Source organism: Pseudomonas sp. JAI115 (assembly GCF_014200835.1).
Lineage (GTDB): Bacteria > Pseudomonadota > Gammaproteobacteria > Pseudomonadales > Pseudomonadaceae > Aquipseudomonas > Aquipseudomonas putida_A.
On the sequence record NZ_JACHCY010000021.1, the window covers coordinates 39,158 to 58,692 of the forward strand.

Genomic DNA, 19,535 nt, shown 5'->3' on the forward strand with positions numbered 1-19,535 from the left:
TGGAAGGTGGGGTGGTTGATCTACCGCTTTCGCGAGCAGGCTCGCTCCCACATTGGAATGCATTCACCTGTGGGAGCGAGCCTGCTCGCGAAGAGATCGACCGGATTTACCGGTTGGAATCCAGAAGCTGCATCCGCGCGATATACGCCTGAATTTCCTGCTCAGCCTTCTCCGGGGAATCGAACGGCCCCTCAAGGGTGTTCTCCCGCGTGCTGAAAAACAGTTCGCCATTGACCCGGCACAAACGGTCGCTGCGAAAGTGCGTGGCGGGGGCGCTGTCATCGGCGCGCATTCCGTACATGATCGGGGCTCCTTGAGTGATCCGTTTGAGGGATCCAATCAGCTTATGCCTGAAGCACTTGGCGCGCCTCGTCAGCCGATCAACGGCAAAGCGTCAATTTAATGCTGCGACCTGCACAGTTTCATTCGCGGCCTGGCCCGAACTGTCCCTGTGTTGCGTCTGTCGGCGGGCCTAGAATAACCGCTCTTGTCAGCAGGCATTGGGGTTCGCATGCACATTTCATCCGGTCGCTGGGTCTACGGTCTGTTCCTGGCGCTGCTGACGGCGTTTTTGTGGGGCATCCTGCCGATCAAACTCAAACAGGTGCTGCTGGTGATGGACCCGATCACCGTGACCTGGTTTCGCCTGTTGGTGTCGGGCGGCTGCCTGTTCATCTACCTGGCGGCCACGCGCCGCCTGCCGAGCCGCCAGGTGCTCGGTCCTCGAGGCGGCTGGCTGGTGCTGATGGCGGTGCTCGGGCTGGTGGGCAACTACGTGCTGTACCTGATGGGCCTTAACCTGCTCAGCCCCGGCACCGCGCAGTTGGTGGTGCAGATGGGGCCGATCATGTTGCTGATCACCAGCCTGTTTGTGTTCAAGGAGCGCTTCAGCATCGGTCAGGGCATTGGCCTGGCGGTGCTGCTGATCGGCTTTGTGCTGTTCTTCAATCAGCGTCTGGCTGAACTGCTCACCTCATTGTCGGACTACACCGCCGGCGTGTTGCTGGTGCTGCTGGCCTCGACAGTCTGGACCTTCTACGCACTGGGGCAGAAGCAATTGCTCACGGTGTGGAATTCGTTGCAGGTGATGATGGTGATCTACCTGTTCTGCGCGCTGTTGCTGACACCGTGGGTGCATCCGCTCGAAGCACTGGAACTGAGCCCGGTGCAGGGTTGGCTGTTGCTGGCGTGCTGCATGAACACGCTGATTGCCTACGGTGCCTTTGCTGAAGCACTGGCGCACTGGGAGGCCTCGCGGGTCAGTGCGACGCTGGCGATCACGCCGTTGGTGACCTTTGGCGCGGTGGCGATTGCCGCCGGGGTGTGGCCGGAATATGTGCATGCCGAGCAGATCAATGGGCTGGGTTATGGCGGGGCGGTGCTGGTGGTGCTGGGGTCGGCGCTGGTGGCGTTGGGGCCGTCGTTGATTGCCGGGTTGAAGGCGCGGCGGATGCGGATTGCAGCCAGTTAGACCGCGCTTCTCCCATTCGCGAGCAGGCTCGCTCCCACATTTGAACGCTTTTCCAACATGGGAATGCGGTCCACTGTGGGAGCGAGCCTGCTCGCGAAGACGGACTTTCAGGCGCTACAAATCTCAGCCCTTGGCGCCAGCCTCAATCATGTTCTCCGGCCGCACCCAGGCATCGAACTCTTCACTGGTCAGATACCCCAGCTGCAGCGCCGCCTCGCGCAAGGTCAGGCCCTCACCGTAAGCCTTCTTGGCGATTTCCGCCGACTTGTCGTAACCGATGTGCGGATTCAGCGCGGTCACCAGCATCAGACCGCGTTCCAGGTGTTTGGCCATGACTTCGGCGTCGGGTTCAAGACCCGCGATGCAGTGCTGCTGGAAGTTGCTACAACCGTCGGCGAGCAGGCGGATCGATTGCAGCAGGTTGTGAATGATCACCGGTTTGTACACGTTCAGTTGCAGGTGGCCCTGACTCGCCGCGATGCCAATGGTGACGTCGTTGCCCAACACCTGGCAGGCGAGCATCGACAACGCTTCGCACTGGGTCGGGTTGACCTTGCCGGGCATGATCGAGCTGCCCGGTTCGTTCGCCGGCAGCTTGACTTCGGCAAAGCCAGCGCGAGGGCCGGAGCCGAGCAGGCGCAGGTCGTTGGCGATTTTCATCAGCGCCACGGCGAGGGTCTTCAAGGCGCCGGACAGACTGGTCAGCGGCTCATGCCCGGCCAGCGCAGCAAACTTGTTCGGCGCAGTGACGAAGGGCAGGCCGGACAGCGCGGCGAGCTCAGCGGCAATCGCTTCGCCAAAGCCGTGCGGCGAATTCAGACCGGTGCCGACCGCCGTGCCGCCCTGCGCCAGCTCACACACCGCCGGCAGCGCGGCGCGGATCGCCCGTTCGGCGTAATCCAGCTGCGCTATAAAGCCCGACAATTCCTGACCGAAGGTGATCGGCGTCGCGTCCATCATGTGCGTGCGACCGGTCTTCACCAGTTTCATGTGGCGCGCGGCCAATTCGGCCAGGCCGCCAGACAGCTCGGCGATCGCCGGCAGCAATTGCTCCTGCACGGCTTTGGCAGTGGCGATGCTCATAGCGGTGGGGAAGCAGTCGTTGGAGCTTTGCGAGCGGTTGACGTGATCGTTGGGGTGCACCGGCGTCTTGCCGCCGCGCGGGTTGCCGGCCAGTTCGTTGGCGCGACCGGCGATCACTTCGTTGACGTTCATGTTGCTCTGGGTACCGCTGCCGGTCTGCCAGACCACCAGCGGAAACTGGTCGTCGTGCTGGCCGTCGAGGACTTCGTCGGCGGCTTGTTCGATCAGGCGGGCGATGTCGGCGGGCAGGTCGCCGTTGCGGTCGTTGACCCGGGCGGCGGCTTTCTTGATCAGGGCCAGGGCGTGCAGTACCGGCAGCGGCATGCGTTCCTGACCAATGGCGAAGTTGATCAGCGAGCGTTGCGTCTGAGCACCCCAGTAGGCGTCGTCCGGGACTTCGATCTGGCCCAGGCTGTCGGTTTCGATACGGCTCATCGTGCACACTCCTGTTGGTTCGTTTGCGCAGTTTAGGCCCGGTCAGGCCCAGGTGGTTCCCTCGAACCGATTGTTGACCGGTAAAACCCGGGCAATCAAGCGCGGCAAGGCTCGGGGGTTGAGCCACGAGGTTTTTTAGGCGCAGAATGGTCGCCCTTGGGGTTTTACCTCGCCTAGCTGAAAAGGAAACTCGATGACTCGTCTTCGTGCCATCTGCACCGCGGTTGCACTGGTTTGCGCCAGCGGCCAGGTGCTTGCCGATACCGCCAGCCACAACGCCAGTGCTGAAGCTTTCCTGACCCTGGCGCACGCTGACAAGCTGGGCACTCCGGTGTACATGCAAGTGCAGCAAATGTTCGCTCAGCGTTTTGAACAGACCAAAGCCCCGGAATCCAAGAAAGCCGTACTGGAAACCTACCAGGCCAAGGCCAACGCCGCCCTGGACCAGGCCATCGGCTGGAACAAGCTCAAGCCTGACATGGTCAAGCTCTACACCAGCAACTTCAGCGAATCGGAGCTCAAAGACCTGGTCGCGTTCTACCAGTCGCCACTGGGCAAGAAAGTCCTGGAGAAAATGCCGCAGCTGACCCAGCAATCGGCCCAGATGACCCAGGCCAAGCTGGAAAGCGCCGTGCCTGTCGTCAACAAGTTGCTCGACGACATGACCAACGAGCTGGCACCGAAAGGCGCTGCGCCGGCCAAGAAGAAGTAAGCGGAGTTCGTGATGACCATGCAACAACGCATCGAATCGACGCTGGGCCTGCTGCAGCCTGAGCATCTGCAAGTGCTGGACGAAAGCCACATGCACAGTCGCGGGTTACAGACGCACTTCAAGGCAGTGGTGGTCAGCGCGCAGTTCGAAGGCCTGAACCGGGTCAAGCGCCACCAGAAAGTCTACGGCACGCTCGGCGAGCTGATGGGCGAGTTCCATGCGTTGGCGCTGCACACCTACACCCCGCAGGAATGGGCAGAAGTGGGCGCCGCCCCGGCGTCGCCGACCTGTGCCGGCGGTAGCAAACACTGATATTGGATGCAGTTGTGGCAGGGGCTTTTGTGGTGAGGGGATTTATCCCCGATGGGCTACGAAGTAGCCCTGAAACCATTCAATCCATTTACAACCGTTAAACCGCATTCTCAGGATTTACGACTGCTGCGCAGCCGATCGGGGATAAATCCCCTCACCACAGTAGTTTTGACAGATCCTAAATCCACCGTGTTTTTGCTAGAATCCGCAACGCGCCGCTCACCCGGCGCGTTTTTTTTGAATCCGGTTCACCCTTTGCGAGGGTAGCCACCTGGAGAAATACCCATGACACAACCGATTGTCGTGGCGGCACTGTATAAGTTCGTCACCCTCGAAGATTACGTTGACCTGCGCGAGCCTCTGCTGCAAGCGATGGTCGACAATGGCATCAAAGGCACCCTGCTGATCGCCGAAGAAGGCATCAACGGCACCGTGTCCGGCAGTCGCGAAGGCATCGACGGCCTTCTTGCCTGGCTGAAGAACGACCCGCGCATGATCGACATCGACCACAAAGAGTCGTACTGCGACGAGCAGCCGTTCTACCGCACCAAGGTCAAGCTGAAGAAAGAGATCGTCACCCTCGGCGTCGAAGGCGTGGACCCGAACAAAAAGGTCGGCACCTACGTCGAACCGCAGGACTGGAACGCGCTGATCAGCGATCCGGAAGTGCTGCTGATCGACACCCGCAACGACTACGAAGTGGCGATCGGCACCTTCGAAGGCGCCATCGATCCGAAAACCACCAGTTTTCGCGAATTCCCCGACTACATCAAAGAACACTTCGACCCGGCCGTGCACAAGAAGGTCGCGATGTTCTGCACCGGCGGCATTCGCTGCGAGAAAGCCTCCAGCTACATGCTGGGTGAGGGTTTCGAAGAGGTTTACCACCTCAAGGGCGGCATCCTGAAGTACCTCGAAGAGGTGCCTCAGGAAGAAACCAAGTGGCAGGGTGACTGCTTCGTGTTCGACAACCGCGTGACCGTGCGTCACGACCTCAGCGAAGGCGACTACGATCAATGTCATGCCTGCCGCACACCGGTCAGTGTTGAAGATCGCGCCTCCGAGCACTACGTGGCCGGCATCAGCTGCCCGCATTGCTGGGACAAGCTGAGCGAGAAAACCCGCCGCAGCGCCATCGATCGGCAGAAGCAGATCGAACTGGCCAAGGCGCGCAACATGCCGCACCCGATCGGCTACAACTATAAACAAGCATCCACCGAGGCCTGATCATGACTGCGCGCCTGCTCTATGTGATGGATCCGATGTGTTCCTGGTGCTGGGGGTTCGCTCCGGTTGCCAAGGCATTGGTCGAGCAGGCGCAGGCAGCCGGGGTGGAGTTGCACCTGGTGGTCGGCGGGTTGCGCACCGGTAGTGGTGCAGCATTGGAACCAACTACACGTCGCTACATCCTCGAGCACTGGCAGGCGGTCACTGAGGCTACCGGCCAGCCGTTCAAGTTCGACGGGGCGTTGCCCGACGGTTTTGTCTACGACACCGAGCCGGCCTGTCGGGCAATCGTCACCGCGCGCAGCCTGGCGCCGGATTGCGCGTGGACGCTGGTCGGCCTGATCCAGCAGGCGTTTTATGCTGAAGGTCGCGATGTCACTCAGGCCAGTGTGCTGGTGGAGCTGGCTGAGAAGGCTGGCGTGCCGCGCATCGAATTTGCTGCCTTGTTCGATCATGCCGACCAACACAAAGCGACTCAGGCTGATTTCAGCTGGGTGCAGGATCTGGGCATCGCCGGGTTCCCGACCCTGCTCGCCGAGCGCAACGGCCAACTGGCGCTGTTGACCAACGGCTATCAACCGCTCAGCGAACTCTCGCCGCTGCTTGGTCGCTGGCTAGAGCGCGCCGCCTGTGCCTGACCGGGCCGATGACACGCCAGCCGTAAAGCGTGTCGACCGGCTGAGCTGGGCAGAAGTCCGGCGCCTGGCACTGCATCACAAAAAATCCCTGTGGATCGCCAACGGCGTGGCCGTGCTGGCGACGCTGTGCAGTGTGCCGATTCCGTTGCTGTTGCCCTTGCTGGTGGACGAAGTCCTGCTCGGGCATGGCGATGCTGCGCTGAAAGTCATGAACCACGTGCTGCCGTCGATGTGGCAACAAGCGGCGGGTTACATCGGCCTGATGCTGGTGGTCACTCTGACCCTGCGTTGCAGTGCCCTGTGCTTTGGCGTGTTGCAGGCGCGGCTGTTTGCGCGGCTGGCCAAGGACATCGTCTACCGCATTCGCGTGCGGCTGATCGAGCGCCTGAAAAGGATTTCCCTCGGCGAATACGAAAGCCTCGGCAGCGGCACCGTGACCACGCATCTGGTCACTGACCTCGACACCCTCGACAAGTTTGTCGGCGAAACCCTCAGCCGGTTTCTGGTGGCGATGCTGACGCTGGTCGGCACCGCGAGCATCCTGATGTGGATGCACTGGAAGCTGGCGCTGCTGATCCTGCTGTTCAATCCATTGGTGATCTACGCCACGGTGCAACTGGGCAAGCGGGTCAAGCACCTGAAGAAACTGGAGAACGACAGCACCTCGCGTTTCACTCAAGCCTTGAGCGAAACCCTCGATGCGATCCAGGAAGTGCGCGCCGGCAACCGTCAGGGCTTCTTCCTCGGGCGACTCGGCTTGCGCGCGCAGGAAGTGCGTAACTATGCGGTCAACTCGCAGTGGAAGACCGATGCGTCGAACCGTGCCAGCGGTCTGCTGTTCCAGTTCGGCATCGACATCTTCCGCGCAGCGGCGATGCTCACGGTGCTGTTCTCCGACCTGTCGATCGGCCAGATGCTCGCGGTGTTCAGTTACCTGTGGTTCATGATCGGCCCGGTCGAACAACTGCTCAATCTGCAATACGCCTACTACGCGGCGGGTGGCGCACTGGCGCGGATCAACGAACTGCTGGCGCGGGCCGACGAGCCGCAATACCCCGGTGGCGTCGATCCGTTCAAGGGTCGCGAAACCGTGGGTATCGAGGTGCAGGGGCTGAGCTTCGGTTACGGCGATGAGCTGGTGGTGGATCAGATGAACCTGTCCATCGCCCCCGGTGAAAAAGTCGCGATTGTCGGTGCCAGTGGCGGCGGCAAAAGTACTCTGGTGCAGTTGCTGCTGGGGCTGTACACGCCGTCGGCCGGGACCATTCGTTTCGGCGGTTCGACCCAGCAGGAGATCGGCCTGGAGCTGATTCGTGAAAACGTCGCGGTGGTGCTGCAGCATCCGGCGCTGTTCAACGACACCGTCCGCGCCAATCTGACCATGGGCCGCACCCGCAGTGACGAAGCCTGCTGGCAGGCGCTGGAAATCGCCCAGCTGGAGGCGACCATCCGGGCGCTGCCGGACGGTCTCGACAGCATCGTCGGACGTTCCGGCGTGCGTCTGTCCGGTGGTCAGCGTCAGCGTCTGGCAATTGCGCGGATGATCCTCGCCGAGCCGAAAGTGGTGATTCTCGACGAAGCCACTTCAGCCCTCGACGCTGCTACCGAATACAACCTGCATCAGGCCATGGCGCGCTTCCTCAATGGCCGCACCACGCTGATCATTGCCCATCGCCTGTCGGCGGTGAAGCAGGCGGATCGGGTGCTGGTGTTCGATGGCGGGCAAGTGGCCGAGGATGGCGACCACCAGCAACTGATCGCCGATGGCGGCCTCTACGCCAAACTCTACGGCCATCTGCAGCGCCTGTAATCAGCCCCACAGCACCTGCAACGCCGCCTCGCCGCCGTCATGGCCGAACTGCTTCATCACCACCGAACAGGATTCGCACGGGCGCATCGTTGTTGCGATGTCGACCGCGCGGATCTCTGTCGGGTCGGGATATTTCTCGCGCAGCACGCTGATCAGTTTGCTTTCGCTGTCCAGCGAGGTCGGCCGGCTGGTTTGCGTCGGCTGATAGGTTTTCAGCTCCTTGATGGTCAGCGGTACGGCCAGCAGTTGCCCTTGCTCGGTGACCTCCAGCGAGGTGCGCGGGAAGTCTGGGTTGTAGTCGATGTTGATGTAAGTGGTGTCGCCGATCCGCACGTGATCGGCGTTGATGCGGCTAAACAGCGGCAAGCACTGTGTGCTGCCCTGAGCGCCGGAGACACTGACGTAGACCTCCCGTTTGCCGCTGGTCGTGGTGACTTCTGCATAGGCAATGTTGCGCGGATTGTGTGACTGCTGATGCGCGGGCAACCGTTTGTGCAGTTTCTGCATGGCACGGTTGATACGCAGGGGCGCGTTGGTGTTGGCCGGGTTGATCGTCGGTGACAGAAACAACGTGTCGAAAATCTCTGCGGTTTTCTGCCGGAAGAGCTCCGGCGCTTCGCTGCTGCGCGTCCAGGTGGTGGCGCCTTCGGGCAGGCGGGTGACGATCATCCGTGTCGAATTATCGAACATCAATGCTTCGCCCGGGCTGGTGTCGACCTTCAGCCATTTCATATTGTTTGCAGGAATGGCCGTGGTGCCGATGGGGATCGCGATCTGTTCCATGGTGTGCATCGCGCGCTGCACCGATTCCAGACCATGGATGCGCACGATGTTGTTGGCGTGTAGCGAGCCGGTGTAGACGGTCAGCAGTTCAGCACCGAGGGTGCCGTCGGCCAGTTCGGCGGGTGCCAGGCGCCTGAAGGTCAATTGATCGGGCGCTTTTTTACCCTTGGCGATGGTGGCCAGGTAGTACTCCTGGATGTTGATTCGGAAGAACACGTAGGAGGCCGAGTCGTCGATGGCCGGCATTAGCACCGCACCAACCTGATGTGAGTCATTGATCCCGTCATAGCTGCCGCCGGTTTTTATCCGCGCATAAATGCCTTTGCGAAACTGCAGCGTGGCTTGAATCTGCTGTCTTGGTACCAGCCTGCCTTGATGGAATCCAAGGAGTCGCAGATCACCGGTGAACAGCCTCGGGCGGTTATCGATGATTTGATAAAGCCTGGCATCGACCGCCAGGAACATTCCGTCTTGATGGGGCAGCATGGCCGGCTCCGAAACCCGCTCGCCGAACCACGGTGCGTAACCCTTTTCCTTGTCGATGGTGCCGACGGCGGGCGTCGGGGCGGGTTCTGCGGTGATGTAGCTGACGCGGCAGTCGCCCGCGCCCGGTGCACGACGAATCCGACACGGCAGCAGCGTCCAGTGCTGACTGTCATCGAGCAGATCGACCCGGCGCAGTTCATCACCGTCGAGTCGATAGGGCACATCATCGATCAAGACCGTGGTGCGTCCGCCAGCCTCGGGGACAAGCTCGACGCGGGTGTTCGGCGCTACTTCGATATCGATCTGATCGTCGGTTTTTTTCACGGTGCGGTAGTGCGAACGCCCCAGCGAAAAATCATGCTCGTGTGCGAGCAACTGCGGCCCATAAGGGCGGTCGGACAGCGGATCGAGCAAGTGATGCCGCGAGCCGCCGACGTTGCGCACCGGCACATCGTCAATGCCTCTGACCACGGCCAGATGATCGGCAGGGTTCAGCGCTTTCCAGCGCCCGGCATCCAGTGCCTGGGGCAGACTGTGCAGCAGGTCATAGTCAGCGCTTCTGCCGGCCAGCCTTTTCAGACGTGCAACCGCGCGGTGTTCCAGATGCGCCACGGCCCGCACTGCGCCGATCGCGCCTCGACCACCGAGCTTGAGCAAAGCAGGCGCAGCGTCCAGCGGATTGAGGTTTCTCAAGCTCGAAATCAGCAGGTTTTTCGACAATTGCGCCATGCGTGGCAGGGCGACGCGAATCGCCATTTTCCCGGCCACGGCCGCGAGGCGAATGCTGCCGGCGACGAACTTGCCCAAGGGAATCGCGAACGAGACGATATCGAGGAGCAGCCCGAGTACGCCCAGCGCGCGTTTGCCCGGACTGTCCGACTGCAGGTCTTCGAGACTGCCCCAGAACGGGATAAAGCCCTTGAGGGCATGGGTCCAGTGCTTTTTGCGGCTGTCGCGCTCGAAACGGGTATCACCCCAGGCCTCACTGCGCAGCGCTTGCTCATCGGCATAGAACAACCGGGTCGCGATGAACGAGGCGATGTGCGCCGTGCGCGGTGAGCTGAAGGTCAGGTTCGGCGAACTGTCGTGATGGGCCGCCGGGATCATCGAAACCGGGAGGGAGTCGCCCAGCGGTTCGAGGATCGCGACGCATTTGGCGTCGGGGGCAGGTGTCGAACCGTCCCAGTGTGCTTTTCGATCGAACGGCAGGCGGCGGGCGACGATGCGGCTGATGCTCTGGCCCTTGGTCCGTCCACGTTTGGGCGGCAGGGGTGGCAATAACAGACCGCCCACATGTGTGTCATTCAGATCCGGGCGTTTGCGAAGGATGCCGGCGCGTGGCAGGCATTCGTAGAATTGTGGCGGGCCCTGATACGTCGCCTGCAACACGAAGCCCATGCGAGCCCGGTACGGCAGGATGTTTTCCGCTGTCTCCAGGTGAGCTTCGATATGCCGTGTCGGATCCCTGAGGCTGTGAATCCGCACTTCGCCGTGCTCCAGTGCCCGGCGGTCGGGCCACGGCAGTGTGACCAGCAGCGACTTGATCAGGTATTCATAGGCTTCGCGGGTCTCGCTCAGATAGTCATCGAACTGCTGCTCGAACAAGAGCCTGATCTCGGGCAAGGTGCAGTTGCTCGGAAACCGTGAAAGGCGTCGGCCTGGATGTCCGGTATCGACAAAACCGCTTTGCAGTTTGCCTGCTGCGTTGAGGCTGATCCATTCGCTGGCACTGCGGCCATCGTTGCTGACGTACCAGCGTGTGTCGCTGCTCAACCCGCCGGCGGCATAGACCTCCAGCAACGGCCAGGTCGGCAATACCACATCCGGGGTGTCGATAATGCTGCGTCGGCTACGGTTGGGCGTTGAAGGATGGTGGCGTTTGAGGCGAATCGTCGTGTGATCGTACAGCTCGTTGGCCAGCGCCTTGTCCAGTTGCTGTTTTGCCAGGGCGAGTCGCCGTGGCGGCTCGATGTCCAGTTGCAGGATCGCTGCGTTCATTTGCTTCTTGTGGTCTTCCAGCGCTTGCAGGGCAGCGTCATCGCCGGATGTCTCGTTCGCTGCGGCCTGGGCTCCGGTGGCCAGTGTCCAGGTCTGTGCGGCAGCCACTCGGGTCATGGCGATCAGGGTTTGCAGGTCGGTGCTGGCGTTTTCACTTTTGTGCAGCGGCAGATCGACCAGTTGTTGAAAGCTCAGATGTTCCAGCAACTGTGGATCGAGGGCATGGGCGAGGTGCACGCCATGCACGAAATTGACCCAGACCACCGAGCTGGCGTACGGCAGGTCGTCAGGAATGTCGCGCACTTGAAAATCCAGTCCGAACTGCGTCAGGCATACCCATCCCAGCACATGTTTTTCGGTCGGGGTCGAGGTTCGGTGAGAATCCTCCAGGTGCTGTAAAAAGTCCCGGCGAATGCTGGCGTAGCTGGCGCCGTGGTGAGCGCGCTGTTCCAGCGCAAAACCGGCCACTTCGGTCGAGCTGCCTTCGACGGGCAGTTCGTACCACAGACACAACGCCTCGAGCAGTAAACGCAGGCCGATATCGGGCACGGTCAGTTCATCGGGCCGCGCGCCATACCATTGCAGTTTCTGCAGCAAGCGCTGGCCCAGGTCACGCGCCTTGGGGGTGTCGAGCAGGCGTTCCAGGCAGGCGGCAGGCTGCTGTTCCAGTTGCTGGCGGGTGAATGGGGGCGTTACTTCGCTGGCCAGGCTGTCGATGGCCGACAGGGTTTTGCCGGTAAGCCAGTCACCAATCAGGTCGTGAATCGCGGCTTTGTCATCGTCGCTCATCAGTCCCGTCAGCGCCGGGTGATGTCGCAGATTCAGTCGATGGCTGGCGCGTTGTTCTTCGACCTTGCCGATCAGCCGGGCCAGTGCTGTGGCGTCCTGTACGTCGGCAAATGTGAACCCGGACTCACGCAGCAGTTGTGACAACGGCAGCAGCCTGTCGGAACGCAGGTGTGCGCCTATACTCAGCAACGCTCGCTGAAATTCTTGAATTGTGCTGGAGGCCCGGGTGACATCCTCGATGGTGAAGCGGGCGCAACTGCCATCGGGACGATTGAAGGAAAAGCTGCAGTGACCGGGCGCGGCGTCGACTTGCAGCAATGATCCTCTGGACGTTTGCAGGTAGGCCGCCAATTGTGGCTCGCCGCTGTCATCGAACAGTGCTTGCAGAAGGTTTTGCGCCTGGTCGTGTGCAGTACCCAGGCGTGAATGTGTCTGGGGCGTGAGGTAGTAGGTCTGCAGTGAGGTCGATGCGTCGAGCACGGCGCGCAGGGCGGTGATCATTGCCCTGTATTCGCACTGTTGGGCAGTATGGCGTTGCAGCGTGGCGGAAGGTGACTGCATGGAGAACGGCTCTGGAATGATTGAAAGCCGTCAGTGTCGAAGCATGGCGAACAGCGGGTGCGGTACATACGTATCGCCGGTTGAAAAATGTCCTGGTTTGCTGGAAGGGGTCGCTCCCTTGTCTGGCTCTGGCGATCTCCCCTTGAAGATGACAGTGCGTGCGCAAAGGACCTCATGAAGCATAAAAGGACTCTCGGAACGCCACGGTTGTTGGGCATCGTCTGGCCATTTATCGCCGTCGTGTTATTTCAGGCGTTATTGGGGGGCGTGAGTCTTTACGTCCTGTCGGCCGTTCGCGGCTATGTCGCCGGCGAGAGCCTCTGGTCCAAGGGCCAGAAAGACGCCATCTATTACCTGAACCTGTATGCCGACAGCCGCGACGAGGCGATCTTCCTCAAATACAAGCAAGCGATTGCCGTGCCTCAGGGCGGTCACCAGTTGCGTCTGGCGCTGGATCGTCAGCCGCCGGATCTGCAGGCGGCACGGGAGGGGATCCTCAAGGGCGGCAACCATCCCGATGATGTGTCGAGCCTGATCTGGCTGTACCTCAATTTCCGCCATTTCAGTTATCTGGAAACCGCGATCGACCGCTGGACCATCGGCGACGCCTATCTGGTGCAACTGGACAATGTCGCGCGCGAGATGCATCAGGGCATCAGCGAAAACATCGCGACGCCGGCTGATATACAGCACTGGAAAGCGCAGATTTTTGCCATCAACGACGGTGTGACGCCGGCGGCCAAGGCGTTCAGCGATGCCTTGGGCGAAGGCTCGCGGATGATCCTGCGCCTGCTGCTGTTCACCAACCTGGCCACTGCGCTGGGGTTGATCGTGCTGGCCCTGTTGCGCACCCACAAACTGCTCAAGCAGCGGCATGCCTTTGCCCAGGCGCTGCAGCTGGAGAAGGATCGGGCACACATCACCCTGCAATCGATTGGCGACGGGGTGATCACCACCGACGTCAACGGCGCGATCGATTACATGAACCCGGCGGCGGAGGCGATGACGCACTGGAAGTCCGAGCACGCGGCGGGGTTGCCATTGGCAGCGCTGTTCAATCTGCTCGATGACAATGCGCAGACCGAAGGGCTGACGCTGATCGAGCACATTCTCAGCGGGCAACTGATCGGTGGCAGCGAGCACTCCAAACTGATTCAGCGCCTGGATGGCAGTACGGTCTCGGTGACGCTGGTGGGCGCGCCGATCCGCAACGCCGAGAAGGTTATCGGTACGGTGCTGGTGCTGCATGACATGACTCAGGAACGGCAATACATCGCCAACCTGTCGTGGCAGGCGACCCACGATGCCCTGACCGGTCTGGCCAACCGCCGCGAGTTCGAATATCGCCTGGAGCAGGCCCTGCACAATCTGACGCGCCAGCCCGGTCGGCATGCGCTGATGTTCCTCGATCTGGACCAGTTCAAACTGGTCAACGACACCTGCGGTCACGCCGCCGGCGATGAGTTGCTGCGGCACATTTGCACGCTGTTGCAATCGGGCTTGCGCGAGAGCGACACCCTCGCGCGGCTGGGCGGCGACGAGTTCGGCATTCTGCTGGAGAACTGCGCCCCGGATGCCGCCGAGAAAATCGCCGAGAGCCTGCGCCAGACCGTGCAGAACCTGCATTTCGTGTGGAAGGGGCGGCCGTTTTTGACCACTGTGAGCATTGGCCTGGTGCACATCGCCCAGACCCCGACCACCCTCGAAGCGTCATTGCGCGCCGCCGACATGGCTTGCTACATGGCCAAGGAAAAGGGCCGCAACCGGGTGCAGGTCTATCATGCCGACGACTCCGAGCTGTCGCTGCGCTTCGGCGAAATGGCCTGGGTGCAGCGCCTGCACATGGCGCTGGAGGAAAACCGCTTCTGCCTTTATGCCCAGGAAATTGCTCCGTTGGGCGCTACAGCCCATGGCGGGGGGCACATCGAAATACTCTTGCGTCTGCATGACGAAGCCGGACGGATGATCCTGCCGGACAGTTTCATTCCGGCGGCCGAACGTTATGGTCTGATGAGTCAACTGGATCGTTGGGTCGTCGAGAATGTTTTTAAAGTGATTGCCCAATGTATTACCGAACAACATGAAGGTCCGTTGGCAATGTGTGCGATTAATCTTTCAGGCATTACTATCGGAGATGACGCGTTCTTGCACTTTCTGCGTGAACAGTTTGTTAATTACGCTATACCTCCTGAAATGATTTGTTTTGAAATTACTGAAACCAGCGCCATTGCCAATCTCGGCAGCGCAATTAGATTTATTAATGAACTCAAAGGCTTAGGTTGTTACTTCTCACTTGATGATTTTTGTGCCGGAATGTCTTCATTCGCTTATCTGAAACATTTGCCTGTAGACTTCCTGAAGATCGACGGGAGTTTCGTAAAGGATATGCTGGACGACCCGATTAACCGTGCAATGGTCGAGGTGATCAATCACATCGGGCATGTCATGGGTAAGCAGACAATTGCCGAGTTTGTTGAAACAACCCAGATCGAGCAGGCATTGCTTGAAATCGGGGTGGATTACGCTCAGGGTTATGTCATCGAACGCCCGCAGTTGTTTACCTGCGACAGTTTGCAAAGTCGGCCCGCCAGACCGCAGCCGCTGTTGTTCAAGGCGCCTGGCACGTTCCGTTGAAATCTCTTGCCGATCCTTACAATCACAAATCAAAAGGAGCCGAACAGTGATCGACACATTCAACCGAACCGGACCACTCATGGAAGCTGCAAGTTATCCTGCCTGGGCACAACAGCTCATTGCAGATTGCAGCGAGAGCAAGCGCCGGGTTGTCGAACATGAACTGTACCTGCGCATGCGCGATAACAAGCTCAGCGCCAAAACCATGCGCCAGTACTTGATCGGGGGCTGGCCAGTAGTTGAACAGTTTGCGTTGTATATGGCGCAGAACCTGACCAAAACCAAGTTTGCCCGCCATCCTGGGGAGGACATGGCGCGCCGCTGGCTGATGCGCAACATCCGCGTCGAACTCAATCATGCCGACTACTGGCTGAACTGGAGTCGCGCGCATGGCGTCAGCCTGAAGGATCTGCAGGCCCAGCAAGTACCGCCGGAACTGCATGCGCTGAGTCACTGGTGCTGGCATACGAGTTCGGCGGATTCGCTGATCGTCGCCATCGCTGCGACCAACTACGCCATCGAGGGCGCGACCGGGGAGTGGTCGGCGCTGGTCTGCTCCACTGGCGTGTACGCGGCAGCGTTCCCGGAAGAAGAGCGCAAGCGTGCAATGAAGTGGCTGAAGATGCATGCCCAGTACGACGACGCTCACCCATGGGAAGCGCTAGAAATCATCTGCACGCTGGCAGGCATGAATCCGAGCCAGGCGCTGCAGACCGAGTTGCGCCAGGCGGTGTGCAAGAGCTACGACTACATGTACCTGTTTCTGGAGCGTTGCATGCAACTGGAAACCGCCGAGCGGGCGTTGCACGGGCGTGAACGCCGGGCACTTGTAGAGAGCTGATTCTCGGCAAAACGCCAAAGCAAATGTGGGAGCGGTCTTGCTCGCGAAAGCGGTGTGTCAGTCAGCAATTGTTTGACTGGCACACCGCTTTCGCGAGCAAGCCCGCTCCCACAGTGGTTTTTGGGTGTCTGGAAGGACTCAGCCAGCCATCGCCAACCGATTGCGCCCCTCGCGCTTGGCCACATACAGCGCACTGTCGGCCCGGCGCAGCAGGCTGTCAGCCGATTCCCCCGGCAACAGCGTCGAACAGCCAAGGCTGACAGTCAGGTCGATCAATTGACCGTCCGCGAAGTATTCCGCAGTCTGCGCGGCATGGCGCAGACGCTCGCCGACCATCGCCGCCGCTTCCCGGCCGGTGTTGCACAGCAAGATCAGAAACTCTTCCCCGCCATAACGAAACACCATGTCGACGTTGCGCAGCTGGCCCTTGATCGACGCTGCCACCGCTTTGAGTACGTCATCCCCGGCGCTGTGGCCGTGGCTGTCGTTGACTCGTTTGAAGTGGTCGATGTCGAGCATCAGCACCGACAACGGTTGCAAGTGCCGGCGGGACATGTCGATCTCGCGTTGCAGGGTCTGCTCCATGGCGATCCGGTTGCCGGTTCCGGTCAACGGGTCGCGCAATGCACTTTGCGTTGCGGCGCGGTAGAGCAGGGCGTTGCGCATCGGGAACAACAGCGACGACAGCAGCGATTCGAGGTTGCCCTGATCCTGCTCGCTGAAGCGCTGGTTGCGGCGGAAGACCAGTTCACCCAGGTGCTCGCCTTCGTGGCTGAGGCTGTAGCTGACCGAATGGTGACCGCGGGCACCGAACTCCAGGCGCAAGTCGCTGCCCGAATGCACGTAGCTCAAGGCATCCAGCGGCACCAGACGCTGAACTTCGCGGAAAAACAGACCGAGGATTCGTTGCGGCTCAAGACTGGTTTGCAGTTGCAGGCTCATTTGCTGGCGCAATTGCGCCAGGCTGGCCGGGCGTTCCAGAAGCGGAGGCAGCTGACCAAAGCCCAGGCGTTGCAATTTGGCACTGTCAAAGTCAATTGCATTGGTCTGGGAGGGTGATTTCATATGGCGTGAGCCCCTAAGCAGTAAGTCTGTCTTACAGGCTGGGTGAGAGCGGCTATGGGCTGCGCGTCATACTGATCCATCAGTCCCGTAGGACATTTGGCGTAAGTTTAGTCTGCCTGATGACGATTAGTCAGCTATCGAAATCGGCCTTGCCCCAGTGCCTTCACACGGCATGCTTTGAGGAAAATTAGAGCGAAAGTCGTGCCATTCGGTTCATGTTTATTAAAACCTTTATGAATCAACAGGATGGCTTTTTGCTTTGAGGGCGGGTGGCGGATATTTGACTGAAGTGTGACGGTGGGAAGCGGCAATTGCGTGCCGCGACGGTAATCCGCCACGGCAACAAAAGCGACGTATGGCAGTTATTGCGCGTTGAATGCCTGGCCGTTGATGCCTGCGCTGTCAGGACCCATCAGGTACAGGTAAACCGGCATGATCTCTTCCGGGGTCGGATTGTTCAGCGGGTTTTCTCCCGGATAGGCCTGTGCACGCATGCTGGTACGCGTGCCGCCCGGGTTGATGCTATTGGAGCGCACGGGGACCACGCCATCGACTTCATCGGCCAGGGTTTGCATCAAGCCTTCGGTAGCGAACTTCGATACTCCGTAAGCGCCCCAGTAGGCCCGGCCCTTGCGCCCGACACTGCTGGAGGTGAACACCACCGAGGCATCCTGCGACAGCTTGAGCAGCGGCAGCAGGGTGCTGGTCAGCATGAACATGGCATTGACGTTGACTTGCATGACACGCATGAAGTTTTCGCCCGACAGCTGCTCGATCGGCGTGCGCGGGCCGATGATCGAGGCGTTGTGCAGCAGGCCGTCGAGGTGGCCGAACTCGGTTTCGATCATCGCCGCCAGCTCATCGTATTGATGGGGCAGGGCGGTCTCGAGGTTGAACGGGATCATTGCCGGTTGTGGATGCCCCGCCGCTTCAATCTCGTCGTAGACCTGAGTCAGATTGGCTTCGGTCTTGCCCAGCAGCAGCACGGTGGCGCCGTGGGCGGCGTAGGTTTTCGCGGCAGCCGCACCGATGCCGCGACCGGCACCGGTGACCAGAATGACCCGATCCTTGAGCAATTCGGGACGGGCGGTGTAATCGAACATAAGAACCTCACAATCCATTCATGAAGACCTGCTTCCTTGTGGTGAGGGGATTTATCCCCGACCGGCTGCGAAGCAGTCGTAAACCTGCATATCGAATCGACCTGAAAGATTGCGGGGGCTGCTTCGCAACCCATCGGGGATGAATCCCCTCGCCACAAAGGCCGTTTTCAGCAGCTGCACAGCGCGCTGTCGAGCACCTTGCGCAACTCCAGCGGATGATCCACCACCACATCCGCGCCCCAGTGCCGCGGGTTGTCGTCCGGATGGATGTAGCCATAGGTCACGGCGCAGGTCTTGGTGCCGGCATCGCGCCCGGATTCGATATCGCGCAGATCATCGCCCACAAACAAAACCGTCGACGGATCCAGATCAAGCATCTTGCACGCGAGGATCAGCGGCTCCGGATCCGGCTTGCTGTTCTTCACGTGATCCGGGCAGATCAGCAGCGCCGAGCGCTCGGCCAGCCCCAGCTGTTGCATGATCGGCTCGGCAAACCGTACCGGTTTGTTGGTGACCACGCCCCAGATCAGGTTGGCCCGCTCGATGTCGGCCAGCAGCTCGCCCATGCCGTCGAACAGCTTGCTGTGCACAGCGCAACCGGCCAGATAACGCTCGAGGAATTCCTGACGCAGCTCCTCGAAGCCCGGCGATTCCGGATCCATCGAGAACGTCACCGCGACCATGGCTTTGGCGCCGCCGGAGATTTCGTCGCGGATGTGCTTGTCGTTCATCGGCGGCAAGCCGCGATCCGCACGCATCGCCTGAAAGATGGCGATGAAGTCCGGCGCGGTGTCGAGCAGGGTGCCGTCCATATCGAAAAGGACTGCTCTGATGGCCATCGGCTTACTCCTCGCGCAGGGTCTGGATCATGTAGTTGACGTCAACGTCGCTGGCCAGCTTGTAGTGCTTGGTCAGGGGGTTGTAGGTCAGGCCGATGATGTCCTTGACGGTCAGGCCGGCGATGCGGCTCCAGGCGCCCAGCTCGGACGGGCGGATGAATTTCTTGAAGTCGTGGGTGCCGCGCGGCAGCAGCTTCATGATGTATTCGGCGCCGATAATGGCGAACAGGTACGCCTTCGGGTTGCGGTTGATGGTCGAAAAGAACACCTGGCCGCCGGGCTTGACCATGCGGTAGCAGGCGCGGATCACCGACGACGGGTCCGGTACGTGCTCCAGCATTTCCAGGCAGGTTACGACGTCGAACTGCTCGGGCATTTCTTCAGCCAGGGCTTCGGCGGTGATCTGCCGGTATTCGACGCTGACCCCGGACTCCAGCTGATGCAGTTGCGCGACCGCCAGTGGCGCTTCGCCCATGTCGATGCCCATGACAGTGGCGCCGCGCTGGGCCATGGCTTCGCTGAGGATTCCGCCGCCGCAACCGACGTCGAGAACTTTCTTGCCGGCCAGATTGACTCGCTCGTCAATCCAGTTGACGCGCAGCGGGTTGATGTCGTGCAGCGGTTTGAACTCGCTTTCACGGTCCCACCAGCGATGGGCCAGGGCTTCGAATTTGGCGATTTCGGCGTGGTCGACGTTGCTCATGATCTATTCCTCGAAAAACTTGAAAAGGGCTGTAGCCGCGGAGTC

15 protein-coding genes are annotated in these 19,535 nt (G+C 60.5%); 8 read left to right on the top strand and 7 right to left on the bottom strand.

From position 1 onward, the window contains the following. Positions 1-106: 106 nt before the first annotated feature. Positions 107-301, bottom strand: coding sequence for a DUF6316 family protein (locus HDC30_RS27470; protein WP_183785959.1), 195 nt, complete (start codon positions 299-301; stop codon positions 107-109). 210 nt (positions 302-511) lie between these two features. Between HDC30_RS27470 and HDC30_RS27475 the strand changes: the two genes are divergently transcribed. Continuing rightward, a complete protein-coding gene (locus HDC30_RS27475) occupies positions 512-1,471 on the top strand; it encodes a DMT family transporter (RefSeq protein WP_183785961.1) in 960 nt (319 codons plus the stop codon). A gap of 123 nt (positions 1,472-1,594) precedes the next feature. Here the strand turns inward: HDC30_RS27475 and HDC30_RS27480 are convergent, their stop codons facing one another. Beyond that, positions 1,595-2,989 (bottom strand): class II fumarate hydratase, encoded by a 1,395-nt coding sequence (locus tag HDC30_RS27480; RefSeq protein ID WP_150368281.1) that lies wholly within the window; start codon positions 2,987-2,989, stop codon positions 1,595-1,597. 193 nt (positions 2,990-3,182) lie between these two features. Here HDC30_RS27480 and HDC30_RS27485 point away from each other — a divergent pair, with 193 nt between their 5' ends. From HDC30_RS27485 to HDC30_RS27505, 5 genes are all read left to right on the top strand, one after another. Next, positions 3,183-3,701: a DUF2059 domain-containing protein gene (locus tag HDC30_RS27485; RefSeq protein WP_003226938.1), complete on the top strand. Its 519-nt coding sequence runs from the start codon at positions 3,183-3,185 to the stop codon at positions 3,699-3,701. Positions 3,702-3,713: 12 nt separating this feature from the next. After that, positions 3,714-4,013, top strand: coding sequence for a BolA family transcriptional regulator (locus HDC30_RS27490; RefSeq protein ID WP_003226935.1), 300 nt, complete (start codon positions 3,714-3,716; stop codon positions 4,011-4,013). A gap of 285 nt (positions 4,014-4,298) precedes the next feature. Further along, positions 4,299-5,240, top strand: a complete 942-nt coding sequence (locus HDC30_RS27495; RefSeq protein WP_027612407.1) for a rhodanese-related sulfurtransferase — start codon at positions 4,299-4,301, stop codon at positions 5,238-5,240. 35 nt (positions 5,241-5,275) lie between these two features. Continuing rightward, on the top strand, positions 5,276-5,878 hold the full coding sequence (locus HDC30_RS27500) for a DsbA family protein (protein ID WP_183785991.1): 603 nt from the start codon (positions 5,276-5,278) through the stop codon (positions 5,876-5,878). Then, a complete protein-coding gene (locus HDC30_RS27505; protein WP_183785963.1) occupies positions 5,871-7,688 on the top strand; it encodes an ABC transporter ATP-binding protein in 1,818 nt (605 codons plus the stop codon). Before HDC30_RS27500 ends, HDC30_RS27505 begins: the two co-directional genes overlap by 8 nt. Here HDC30_RS27505 and HDC30_RS27510 read toward each other — a convergent pair whose 3' ends face one another. Further along, the gene (locus HDC30_RS27510) at positions 7,689-12,305 is read right to left on the bottom strand and encodes a deaminase domain-containing protein (protein WP_183785965.1); all 4,617 of its coding nucleotides are present in this window, start codon (positions 12,303-12,305) and stop codon (positions 7,689-7,691) included. 174 nt (positions 12,306-12,479) lie between these two features. Here HDC30_RS27510 and HDC30_RS27515 point away from each other — a divergent pair, with 174 nt between their 5' ends. Continuing rightward, positions 12,480-14,939: an EAL domain-containing protein gene (locus tag HDC30_RS27515; RefSeq protein WP_097088389.1), complete on the top strand. Its 2,460-nt coding sequence runs from the start codon at positions 12,480-12,482 to the stop codon at positions 14,937-14,939. 79 nt (positions 14,940-15,018) lie between these two features. Further along, the gene (locus HDC30_RS27520) at positions 15,019-15,780 is read left to right on the top strand and encodes an iron-containing redox enzyme family protein (protein ID WP_221303528.1); all 762 of its coding nucleotides are present in this window, start codon (positions 15,019-15,021) and stop codon (positions 15,778-15,780) included. A gap of 138 nt (positions 15,781-15,918) precedes the next feature. Here the strand turns inward: HDC30_RS27520 and HDC30_RS27525 are convergent, their stop codons facing one another. From HDC30_RS27525 to ubiG, 4 genes are all read right to left on the bottom strand, one after another. Then, positions 15,919-16,845, bottom strand: a complete 927-nt coding sequence (locus HDC30_RS27525; RefSeq protein ID WP_097088386.1) for a GGDEF domain-containing protein — start codon at positions 16,843-16,845, stop codon at positions 15,919-15,921. 362 nt (positions 16,846-17,207) lie between these two features. Continuing rightward, on the bottom strand, positions 17,208-17,948 hold the full coding sequence (locus HDC30_RS27530; RefSeq protein WP_183785969.1) for a YciK family oxidoreductase: 741 nt from the start codon (positions 17,946-17,948) through the stop codon (positions 17,208-17,210). Between the two features lie 167 nt (positions 17,949-18,115). Next, entirely contained in the window at positions 18,116-18,787 is a 672-nt protein-coding gene (gene mupP / locus HDC30_RS27535) for an N-acetylmuramic acid 6-phosphate phosphatase MupP (protein WP_183785971.1), read from the bottom strand. Between the two features lie 4 nt (positions 18,788-18,791). Further along, positions 18,792-19,490 carry a bifunctional 2-polyprenyl-6-hydroxyphenol methylase/3-demethylubiquinol 3-O-methyltransferase UbiG gene (gene ubiG / locus HDC30_RS27540; RefSeq protein WP_096794918.1) on the bottom strand — a complete coding sequence of 233 codons (699 nt, stop codon included), beginning with the start codon at positions 19,488-19,490 and terminating at the stop codon, positions 18,792-18,794. Positions 19,491-19,535 lie beyond the last annotated feature (45 nt).